At 67.7% G+C, this 9,421-nt stretch carries 14 protein-coding genes and 3 pseudogenes; 10 read left to right on the top strand and 7 right to left on the bottom strand.

Annotated features, from left to right (window positions below; genetic code table 11):
• A pseudogene (locus AB0435_RS20345) lies at positions 1-94 on the bottom strand (IS5/IS1182 family transposase); the annotation flags it as partial.
• Positions 95-129: 35 nt separating this feature from the next.
• Between AB0435_RS20345 and AB0435_RS20340 the strand changes: the two are divergent.
• Positions 130-291, top strand: a pseudogene (locus AB0435_RS20340) (steroid 3-ketoacyl-CoA thiolase); the annotation flags it as partial.
• Between the two features lie 9 nt (positions 292-300).
• On the opposite strand, the gene AB0435_RS20335 reads toward AB0435_RS20340, so the two are convergent.
• Together AB0435_RS20335 and AB0435_RS20330 are read right to left on the bottom strand one after the other, a co-directional pair.
• Positions 301-615, bottom strand: a complete 315-nt coding sequence (locus AB0435_RS20335; protein ID WP_366006833.1) for an antibiotic biosynthesis monooxygenase — start codon at positions 613-615, stop codon at positions 301-303.
• A 34-nt stretch (positions 616-649) separates the two neighbouring features.
• On the bottom strand, positions 650-1,990 hold the full coding sequence (locus AB0435_RS20330; protein ID WP_366427599.1) for a tetratricopeptide repeat protein: 1,341 nt from the start codon (positions 1,988-1,990) through the stop codon (positions 650-652).
• 135 nt (positions 1,991-2,125) lie between these two features.
• Between AB0435_RS20330 and AB0435_RS20325 the strand changes: the two genes are divergently transcribed.
• Positions 2,126-2,464, top strand: a complete 339-nt coding sequence (locus AB0435_RS20325) for a hypothetical protein (RefSeq protein WP_366006831.1) — start codon at positions 2,126-2,128, stop codon at positions 2,462-2,464.
• Between the two features lie 131 nt (positions 2,465-2,595).
• On the opposite strand, the gene AB0435_RS20320 is transcribed toward AB0435_RS20325, so the two are convergent.
• Positions 2,596-3,354, bottom strand: a complete 759-nt coding sequence (locus AB0435_RS20320; RefSeq protein WP_366427598.1) for a GntR family transcriptional regulator — start codon at positions 3,352-3,354, stop codon at positions 2,596-2,598.
• Positions 3,355-3,643: 289 nt separating this feature from the next.
• Between AB0435_RS20320 and AB0435_RS20315 the strand changes: the two genes are divergently transcribed.
• Entirely contained in the window at positions 3,644-3,925 is a 282-nt protein-coding gene (locus AB0435_RS20315; protein ID WP_366427597.1) for a hypothetical protein, read from the top strand.
• Positions 3,926-3,947: 22 nt separating this feature from the next.
• A pseudogene (locus AB0435_RS20310) lies at positions 3,948-4,286 on the top strand (GNAT family N-acetyltransferase); the annotation flags it as partial.
• Between the two features lie 239 nt (positions 4,287-4,525).
• Here AB0435_RS20310 and AB0435_RS20305 read toward each other — a convergent pair.
• Complete coding sequence (locus tag AB0435_RS20305; protein ID WP_366008621.1) at positions 4,526-4,990, bottom strand: NUDIX domain-containing protein; 465 nt, start codon at positions 4,988-4,990, stop codon at positions 4,526-4,528.
• 16 nt (positions 4,991-5,006) lie between these two features.
• Here AB0435_RS20305 and AB0435_RS20300 point away from each other — a divergent pair, with 16 nt between their 5' ends.
• The 3 genes from AB0435_RS20300 (at position 5,007) to AB0435_RS20290 (ending at position 6,832) form a co-directional block, all read left to right on the top strand.
• Positions 5,007-5,786, top strand: coding sequence for a GntR family transcriptional regulator (locus tag AB0435_RS20300; RefSeq protein WP_366008619.1), 780 nt, complete (start codon positions 5,007-5,009; stop codon positions 5,784-5,786).
• Between the two features lie 201 nt (positions 5,787-5,987).
• Positions 5,988-6,251 (top strand): hypothetical protein, encoded by a 264-nt coding sequence (locus AB0435_RS20295; protein WP_366427596.1) that lies wholly within the window; start codon positions 5,988-5,990, stop codon positions 6,249-6,251.
• 41 nt (positions 6,252-6,292) lie between these two features.
• Positions 6,293-6,832, top strand: a complete 540-nt coding sequence (locus tag AB0435_RS20290; protein WP_366427595.1) for a GNAT family N-acetyltransferase — start codon at positions 6,293-6,295, stop codon at positions 6,830-6,832.
• A gap of 160 nt (positions 6,833-6,992) precedes the next feature.
• On the opposite strand, the gene AB0435_RS20285 is transcribed toward AB0435_RS20290, so the two are convergent.
• Complete coding sequence (locus AB0435_RS20285; RefSeq protein ID WP_366427594.1) at positions 6,993-7,160, bottom strand: hypothetical protein; 168 nt, start codon at positions 7,158-7,160, stop codon at positions 6,993-6,995.
• Between the two features lie 442 nt (positions 7,161-7,602).
• Between AB0435_RS20285 and AB0435_RS20280 the strand changes: the two genes are divergently transcribed.
• The 3 genes from AB0435_RS20280 to AB0435_RS20270 all read left to right on the top strand — a co-directional run bounded on the left by AB0435_RS20280 (position 7,603) and on the right by AB0435_RS20270 (position 8,717).
• Complete coding sequence (locus AB0435_RS20280) at positions 7,603-7,806, top strand: hypothetical protein (RefSeq protein ID WP_366008612.1); 204 nt, start codon at positions 7,603-7,605, stop codon at positions 7,804-7,806.
• A gap of 55 nt (positions 7,807-7,861) precedes the next feature.
• Complete coding sequence (locus AB0435_RS20275; RefSeq protein WP_366008611.1) at positions 7,862-8,272, top strand: hypothetical protein; 411 nt, start codon at positions 7,862-7,864, stop codon at positions 8,270-8,272.
• A 199-nt stretch (positions 8,273-8,471) separates the two neighbouring features.
• Positions 8,472-8,717, top strand: coding sequence for a hypothetical protein (locus AB0435_RS20270; RefSeq protein ID WP_366008609.1), 246 nt, complete (start codon positions 8,472-8,474; stop codon positions 8,715-8,717).
• A 16-nt stretch (positions 8,718-8,733) separates the two neighbouring features.
• On the opposite strand, the gene AB0435_RS20265 is transcribed toward AB0435_RS20270, so the two are convergent.
• Complete coding sequence (locus AB0435_RS20265; RefSeq protein ID WP_366427602.1) at positions 8,734-9,402, bottom strand: glycosyltransferase; 669 nt, start codon at positions 9,400-9,402, stop codon at positions 8,734-8,736.
• Positions 9,403-9,421: the final 19 nt, after the last annotated feature.

Genomic DNA, 9,421 nt, shown 5'->3' with positions numbered 1-9,421 from the left:
CGATGGACCGCTCGATCTTCCAGCGGTGCCGGCCGAGCCGTTCGCCGGACTCGATGCCCGGTCGGGCGATGCGCGGGACGAGTCCCCGTTCGCGCAGCCAGGAGAGGTGTTCGGCGGAGAAGTACGCCTAATGGCGGGGCGATAGCCCTGGGCCACCCGATCGGTGCGGCGGGGGCCCGTCTTCTCACGGCGGCCTTGCATGAACTGGGGCGGGCGGACAAGGAGTTCGCGCTCATCACGATGTGCGCGGGCGGGGGGCTGGCCACGGGGACGATCATTCAGCGGTTGTGAGGGGTGCCGTCAGGGCGACGGCTTCCCGTCGAGGCCTTCCAGGAAAGTCACCTCGGTCTTGGTCACGAACTGCTCGCGGGCTTCGAGGAAGTGCCTGGTGTGCGGCTGCTGTTCGTGGGCGTCGAACGCGGCGCGGTCCTCGTACAGCTCGTAGAAGAGCCGTACGTGCGGCTCACCGGGCACGCGGTGGTTCAGGTAGACGACCGTGCCCTGCTCGTGCTGCCGGATTCCCTCCAGCGTCCGGGACACCAACGCGTCGAAGCCGTCCGCCGCGTCCGCGTCGCGCAGCGTGAAACGTACGACCAGGCCGAACCGTGGGGTCATGGGTGTCTCCTCGTGGTTAGGGCTTCGGTACGGGCTACACGGCGAGTGGGCGCTTCATGGTCGTGGCGCGGTCGTAGAGTTCGCGGGCCTTGGCGTTCTTGAGGTGGGGGCGGATGAGGGCGCGCATTCTCTGGACACGGCCGTCACAGGCCGCCGAGTGCACCAGCGGATAGTCGTCCAGGACGCTGTGCCACGTCGTGCACGCGGCCTCCAAGTGGCCGATCTCCAGCTGCCGCTCCGCCGTCATCGACCGGAAGCGGACGCGGCTCCGGCGGTGATCGCTGCGCCGCAGCTTCTGTGATTCCTCCATCGTCGTGATGGATCCTCGTACGTCGCCGAGGCCGTATTTCACCTGACTGACGTGGTACAGCAGCGATGAGGGGCCGTAGGAGCCGAACGCCTTCTCGCGGGCCTCGGCCTTCTCCATCGCGACCTCGGCCTCCTTGATGTAGAGCAGCGCGTTGTGCCGGTCTCCCGCCAGAGCGGCCGAGTGGGCCTGCTGTCCGGCGAGGAACGCCCGCATACGGGGCCCGGCCTGAGGTGAGGCGGCCGCCGCTGCGTCCGCGAGGCGTACGGCCGGTGCTGCATGGCCCAGGTCCACCGCCTGGACGCTCATTCCGCGGAGGGTTGTGCAATACGTGAGGTAGTCGGTGGCCGCACCGGCCAGTTCCAGAGCGCGGGTGTAGTAGCTCTGCGCGAGGCCGTGAAATCCCTCGTCCACCGCCATCCAGCCCGTGAGGTAGGACAGGTCCGCTGCGGCCGAAAGCATTCCTTGCCGGACATCGGGCGCGGCATCCGCCCGTAGGTAAGCGGCTACGGTGTTCACCATGAAGGCCGCGGCCATGGGCCGCGCGTGCCGCCCCCCGAACTGATCGTCGAGAGACGACACGCGCTCCGTCATCGCGATCACCATGTCGACCTCGGGCCGGCCGATACGCGTGGTCCGCCCGCTCTGCACGGCCTCCGCCCGGCCGATGACGTCCTGCCAGCCCGGAATCGTCAACGCGACGGAGAACAGCCCGGCGCCCAGGACGCCCCGCCGGGACGGGTCCATGTCCAGTCGCCCGAGGTCGACCAGCCCTTCCACGGTGTCCGCGGGCCCGGCGGTCTTCTGCTCGGGCGTGGGGAACCCCGCTTCGGCGTGTGTCACGGGACGGCCCAGCTTGCGGGCCAGGGCTTCAAGGACGAGGGGCCGTACGGTCTTCCTCGGCAGCGTTCCGGCCAGCCAGTGGTGCACGGACGACTCGTCGTACTTCACGGGAGCGCCGGTCTCGGTCCCCAGCCGGTTGACCGCCATGGCGAACTGGCGGTAGGTCCAACGACTCTCGGCCAGCAGCCGGGCCAAGCCCTCGTTCTTCCGCTCTGCCACACCCATCAACTCCACGTGCTCCTGCGGATATTAAAGGGATTCAAGTGCTGCCCCCCGCCCAACGGTACCGCTCTGCGCAGTCGTGCGGTTACGTAGAAGTAAGAGCAGGTCAGGCAGTATCTCGCAGAAGGAACGGACGCCGTGACGTATCGAGTGGGCGCATACGTGGTGGATACGCGGGAGGACAGAGTGGCCCAAGTGATCGGCCATCGCGGCTCCCGCGTGCAGGTGCGCACGCCCGGCGGGGGGCTCGAATGGGAGGTGCCTGTAGCCGCGTTGCGGCTGGCCATGAGCGAAGAGCGCGCCGCGTTCCGCCTCCTGGCCAACAGCGACGGCCCGCACGCGGCGGGTTGCGCCCGGTGCGCCGAACTGGATTCGGCCTGGCGCGCGGCGTGCGCGGCCGGGGAGCGTACGGTCGCTGCGGTCGACGCCCTGAGCCGGTTCCGCAACCACTGGCGGCTGGATCACGCGCCCGGGTGATTGGGGCGCGGCCGCGAAAGCCCCTGTGCGACCATGCAGTCCGCGCGGCCCGCCGCGTGGGGGCGCGGTGCCGATCATCCACCGCCGCAGCCCTCACCATCTGGCTCCGCACATGATCGGCCGGACAAGTCCTAGTTGTCGAACTCGTACTCCAGCACATAGGAGGCCGAGTCGAGTGTCATCTCGTTGAGCTCGACGGCTCTGCCGTTCTCGGTGAACGCTGTCCGGCAGAGCAGGATGACGGGGGTGCCCGAGGTCAGACCGAGTTGCTCGGCCTCCGCACCCGACGGCATGCGGCACCGGATCTCCTCACGGAAGTGCACGGGTTTGGCGCCGAGCTCCGCCAGGCGTGCGTAGGTGCCTCCAGGGCCGGAATCCTCCTGAGCGATCGCGGAATCGGCTACAAGGCCGGCAGGGAGATAGGAGGTGGCGAGCAGAACAGGTTTGCCGTCGAGGACGAAGCGCCTGTTCCGTACGCAGACGGCGGTGTCCATCGCCAATCCCAAGGCGGTGGCCACGTGTTCTGGTGCGGGCTGCTCAGTGATGTCCACCCGGTCGACCAGGAGGGTGCGATTCTCGATCTCGCCCGACCATATGGAACGCCCTGAGCCCCACGTGCCCTCGGCCAGTCGCTGGATGCCCCTTCGCCGGATCGGCTTGAACGATCGCACGAAGACTCCCGCACCCTTTCGCGCCTCTGCGAGGCCTTCGCTCTGTAGCACGCCGAGGGCCTGGCGCACGGTCATGCGGGCCACGCCGTAGGTGGCCATCAGCTCGTTCTCGCCGGGCAGCCGACCGCCGGGTTCGTACTCGCCGGCCTGGATCGCCTCCCTCAGATCGGCAGCGATCCGCTGGTATTTCGGTCGGCGGCCAGAGCCCTGGTCGGCCATCGGGTGATCACCTCTTTCCTCTCCAGACAGCGTAAGGGGCGATCGGCTGTCACTGCGGAACCGGGGGTTGTCCACGAACAACGCAACGTCTCTAGAGATGAGTTGACTTCTCTAGAGAAGGAAGCTTCACTGGATAACGTCTCTAGAGAAGTTGCCGTGAGGCGGCTTCGAAAATCGGCCTGTCGAAAACGGATGGAGGCGCGAAACGGTGACGTATCGAGTGGGTGCATACGTGGTGGACACCCGGGAGGACAGGGTCGCCCAAGTGATCGGCCATCGAGGTTCTCGCGTGCGGGTGCGTGTGCCTGGTGGCGGGGTCGAGTGGGAGGTGCCCGCGTCGGTGCTGCGGCTGGCCATGGGGCAGGAGCGGGAGGCGCTCCGGGTCCTGGTCAACAGTGATGGTGTGCCCGGGCGGAGAGGGTGTGACCGGTGTGCGGAGCTGGAGGCGGGCTGGCGGGCGGCCTGTGCGGCGACCGGGGAGCGGGCGATCACGACCGGCTTGGCTCTGAGTCGGTTCCGTAACCACTGGCGGCTGGATCACGCGCCGGGTGATTCGGGCGCGTCCGTGTGATCCTCCGTGCGGCCATGCCGCCATGACCGGCCCCTGGATCGTCGCCCCGCAGCCCGTTGGTTCGCCTGGGGCGGTGGCCTTGATGCGGGACTACATGACCGAGATCGCCGATCGCTATTTCCTGCTCCACGAGGGCCGTACCACGATGCCGGAGGAGATCGAGGGGTTCGTCGCCGAGGAGCCGCATGACGATCTCGTCCCGCCCGAGGGTGTCCTGTTGGTGGCCCGGCAGGGCGGGGAGCCGATGGGGTGTCTGGGGCTGCGGTGGTTCGACCGGGAGTGGGGGACCGCCGAGCTGAAGCGGATGTTCGTACGGCCCGCCGCGCGGGGGCGCGGTGCCGCCCCCGCGCTGCTGGCCGGGGCCGAGGCCGTCGCGCGCGAGTGGGGCGCCGCGCGGATCGTGCTGGACACCCGCGAGGACCTGACCGTGCCCTGCTCGTGCTGCCGGATTCCCTCCAGGGTCCGGGACACCAATGCGTCGAAGCTGTCTGCCGTGTCCGCGTCGCGCAGCGTGAAGCGTATGACCAGGCCGAACCGTGGGGTCATGGGTGTCTCCTCGTGGTTGGGGCTTCGGTGCGGCGGGAGGGCTGGGTCGGTCGACTACGCCGGTATCAACCGCCAGCCGTCGTGGATCCGTACGTGCGGGGCGTCGTCGCTGAGGGCGTCAAGCAACCGGACCGCGTACGCCTCCGCCATCATCGCGGTCACCTCCTCCGGTGCCAACCAGGAGACGGCGACGGACTCGCCGGAGGTACGTTCGCTGCCGCCGACGGGGGTGCAGCGGAAGACCAGTGCGACGATGCCGCGCGTCATGTTCTTGTAGACGCCGGTGAGTCGCTGCACCTCGACCTCGATGCCCGTCTCCTCCAAGACCTCCCGGCGGGCGCCGGCCTCCGGAGACTCCGCGATCTCCAGTACGCCACCGGGCAGTTCCCAGTGCCCGTTGTCAGCCCGCCTGATGGCGAGAACGTACCCGTCCTCGCGCACGACGGCTCCCGCCACCGAGACGGAGTGGAGCGGTGCGGACCTGCGAGACTGGGGTGCCGTACTCATGTGGACGAGGATAGAAGGGCAGAGATCCATGGGTAGCGAGGCCCTTCGGTACTCGGGGAAGCCGCGGTATCTGCAAATCGCAGACGATCTCGCCGATCAGATCCGCACGGGCGTGCTGGCCCCCGGTGTCAAGCTTCCCAGTGAGTCCGAGGTGATGGGACGCTATGGGGTCTCGCAGGGCACTGTACGCAAGGCCATCGCTGAACTGCGGACGGCGGGTCTGGTGGAGACCCATCATGGACGAGGCTCCTACACAAGAAGCTTGCCCCCGGTGACAAGGAAGTCCTCTGACCGTTTCCGTCGTTCCCACCGTAAGGCGGGCAAGGCCGCCTATCTGGTGGAGACGGAGGCGGCGGGACATACCCCTGGTGTTCACGTGCTCTATGTCGGCCCCATGGGCGCGCCGACGGACATCGCCGGGCATCTGGGTGTCGCCGAGGGGAGCAAGGTCCTGGCGCGTCGGCGCCGGTACTTCGTTGATGGAGTGCCGGCAGAGGAGGCCACGTCGTATCTGCCGTGGTCGATTGCCGAAGCCGTTCCTGAATTGCTGAGAGATAACCCTGGCGGGGGCGGCATTTACGCCCGGCTGGAGGAGCATGGGCATCGTCTCGCCGAGTACGTCGAGACGGTTCGAGCCCGATTGGCCACCAAGCAGGAGACGGCCGCGCTTCAGCTGAGCCCCGGCGCTCCGGTGATCCACCTCGTCCGCGCTGCAGTAACTGACGAGGGCGACGTGGTGGAAGTCTGCGACACGGTCATGGCTGCGGACCGGTTCGTGCTCGACTACCGGATCCCCGCACGCGACTGACATCTTCCTGACATTCCGTCAGTCACCCTGAAGAGTGAGCGAGGTTGACTGTCATGTCGGTGGTGGGTTTCTCTGTGAGAGGACTTATGTACATGAGTGAATGAGTTGGAGGGGGGAACGGTGACGTATCGAGTGGGTGCATACGTGGTGGACACCCGGGAGGGCAGGGTCGCCCAAGTGATCGGCCATCGAGGTTCTCGCGTGCTGGTGCGTGTGCCTGGTGGCGGGGTCGAGTGGGAGGTGCCCGCGGCGGCGTTGCGGCTGGCCATGGGGCAGGAGCGGGAGGCGCTCCGGGTCCTGGTCAACAGTGATGGTGTGCCCGGGCGGAGAGGGTGTGACCGGTGCACGGAGCTGGAGGCGGACTGGCGGGCGGCCTGTGCGGCGACCGGGGAGCGTACGACCACGACCGGCCTGGCCCTGAGCCGGTTCCGTAACCACTGGCGGCTGGATCACGCACCTCAATAATTCGGGCGCGTCCGCGAAACGCTCCGTGCGACCATCCCGTCATGACCAGCGCTGTCTCCCCCTGGACCGTCGCCCCGCAGTCCGTCCGTTCTCCCGAGGCGGTGGCTTTGATGCGGGATTACATGACCGAGATCGCCGATCGCTATTTCCTGCTCCACGAGGGCCGTACCACGATGCCGGAGGAGATCGAGGGGTATGTCGCGGAGGAGCCGCATGACGATCTCGTCCCGCCCGAGGGTGTCCTGTTGGTGGCCCGGCAGGGCGGGGAGCCGATGGGGTGTCTGGGGCTGCGGTGGTTCGGCCGGGAGTGGGGGACCGCCGAGCTGAAGAGGATGTTCGTGCGGCCCGCCGCGCGGGGGCGCGGTGCCGCCCCCGCGCTGCTGGCCGGGGCCGAGGCCGTCGCGCGCGAGTGGGGCGCCGCGCGGATCGTGCTGGACACCCGCGCGGACCTGGTGGAGGCGAGGGCGCTGTACGCCCGGCACGGGTTCCTGTGCGTTCCCCGCTACAACACGGTCGAGGACGACCCGTACGCCGAGGTGTGGATGGGCAAGGAACTCCCCGGCACGGGCGCGGTGCGCTGAGGGGTGTCTGATGGATCTCCGTGGGGAAGGAGCGGTGTCCGGTGCGTGCTCTCGGCGTGCCGGCCGGAAGCCCTCGTACTGGGCGTACTCGGGTTTTCGGCCGGTGCGGCGAGAGTGCGTGCCGGGCGTCGCGACGCCGCGGAGATCCATCAGACACCCCTTAGCCCGACGTGCTGCCCGTGCCGCCGCAGAGGGTGCAGGACGAATAGCTGGTGCGGGTGACGGGACGCTGGCGGCCGTCGGCATCGGTCTCGACGGTGTACTCGGTCTTCGTGGTGATGCCGTCACCGTCGCAGGCCGCGCACGGCCGCTCCTGCTGCCCGGGCATCCGCCACTCCCTTCGCCACCCCGAGGATAGCGAGCGTCCGGCCGCGGGCGCAGGCGGTGAGGGAGGCCGCCGGCTTCGTGATCCCTGGCGCCCGACTCCAACGGGCCTCACTGCATGACGGTGTCGCTCCAGGAAGGCGGACGCGTCGGCCGGCGGCCGGGTTGATGCGGACGATGGGGCGGGATGTCTTGGGGAAGGCATCCCGCCCCATCGGGTGTCCCGGATTCAGCCCTGCGTCTTCGTAATGTCGGTGATCTCGATCGCTGGGTTGCTGGGCACTGGGTGCTGGACGTCGCGCCCGACGAGTTCGGTGGGCCAGGTGGTACCGGGGTAGACGCCGGTAGTGCTGGTTTGGAGGTGCAAGGACGATGACAAGTACTCGATATGGAAAAAGGCGCACGACAGCGAGGAGTTCGCCCTCACCAGCGTTTGCATGATCCACATGTGGGACATCGATGGCAAACCCGGCGGTGACGACAACTCCCCTGCGATGAGGTCGCCGCGCCTGGACTACAGCGACTCAGAGATCTACGACGTCCTGCGTCGCTATCAAGGCCCTGCCGAGCCTGCGTTCTCCGAGGCGAAGAAGCGTCTGGGGCTGTACTACGTGATGGAGAAGTACAACTCCATCTCCCGCAACCTGTGAAATGAGGCGCTCGGTGTCCGGAGACGAACCGTACGCGGGCCATGACCCTGCTGTCGTGATCTTGCTGTCCCTGGCAGGCGTCATCGCGGTCCTGTGGCTCGTCGTGTATGGGGTCAGGCTGTTGCTCCGTGCCCGGACCGCAGGCACAAGAAGTTCTTTCGTGAAGTCCATAGCCTCCCTCGGGTGGGCCGCCGCCGTCGGTATGTACACCTGGGGGCTGCTGCACCTGATCTTCTCCGACGAGACGGAACAGGCTCGCGCATGCCACGCGGCGATCGGTACCGCACGACTCACTGGATACGTACCGACGTTCGTCCCGCTCCACTTCGGATGCCGCACCAGCGGCGGCCATGTCGTCCAAGTGATAGTTCCCGCGTATATCAACCCAGCTGTGCTTGCGCTGGGCGTCTGTGCCCTCATACTCACCGGATTCGCGATCACGCATAGCCAGGAGGAAAGAAAGTGACGACTCCCTTGTCACGGCGCACTGTCCTACGTCGCGCTGCCTTTATCACCGCAGGCGCCGCTGTGGAATCACAACTGCTCGCCACACCCGGGTATGCGGCGGTGATGAACCCTGATCCTGGCATGGTGCGCAAGGAGATCCAGAAGGTGCAAGATCGGAACAGACGGGTGCTGACCGGAGTCCCGGTCAGCAGGTGGTGATGCGGGATGTACTCGCCGAACTTGGCGGAGCTGTCCGCTGGGGTGGCGACGACCGCAAGGTGGACGAAGCCTTGTTCTACATCGATGTCAAGCCCGGCGACGGTCTGTTGACGACCGTGGCGAACAGAATCCGTGACTGGAAGGACGTGCCGGGACAAGGTGCTGGAGCCCCCGTCGACCTGATGGCACGTACCCGGCGGAACGCCGCGGAGGCGTTGAAACAGCGCCAGGAGCAAGCAGCGTGATGACTGGCGATGTAGATCAGAGGGGCTGAGCCTCTCTTGCGCCACATGCCTCCGTGATGGGCGGCAGGCGATCGCCTTCCACAGGGGGAGGGTCCTCCGCGCGGGGCCAATAGGCCACCGCCCAGGCGAGGTTGGCCGCGAAAGTCATGGCGTAGCAGGTCAGGGCACTCAGCCAGGCCGATCCGGGTACCGGCCCCGGCCCGGACAGGAGGCGTATGAGGAGGAGTTGCTGGATCACGGAGTAGGGCAGGGTGATCACGTAGGGGATGAGCAGGTAGCCGGTGAGTTCCAGGCGGCCGGCGAAGCCGATGGCTCCCGGTCTCCAGAGTTCGGGCAGGCGGGTGATGGCGCTCATGTGGCCCTGGGCCCAGCGGGTGCGCTGCCGCAGCAAGCGGCGTGGATCGGTCAGCCCCTGCTGCGATACGAACGCCCCCGTACTGGAGACCACCTTCCAGCCCCCGGCCGCGAGACTGATCCCCAGGTCCAGATCTTCGGTCAGCGACGCCGACCACGGCTCGGGGCCGACGCTGTCGAGGGCCGAGAGGCGGGCGAACTGCGCGTTTCCCGCCATGCTCACGGTGCAGGTGGCGATCCTGCCGAGCTGAGTCAGCGCGCTGAGGCCCCAGAACTCGAAGTCCTGGATCCGCAGCGCCCAGTGGCTTCGCCCCCGGATGCTGACGACCAGCTGGGCACCGCGGCACCAT

Source organism: Streptomyces sp. NPDC051173, from assembly GCF_040689515.1.
Lineage (GTDB): Bacteria > Actinomycetota > Actinomycetes > Streptomycetales > Streptomycetaceae > Streptomyces.
This window is presented reverse-complemented; position numbering and strand designations above follow the sequence as displayed.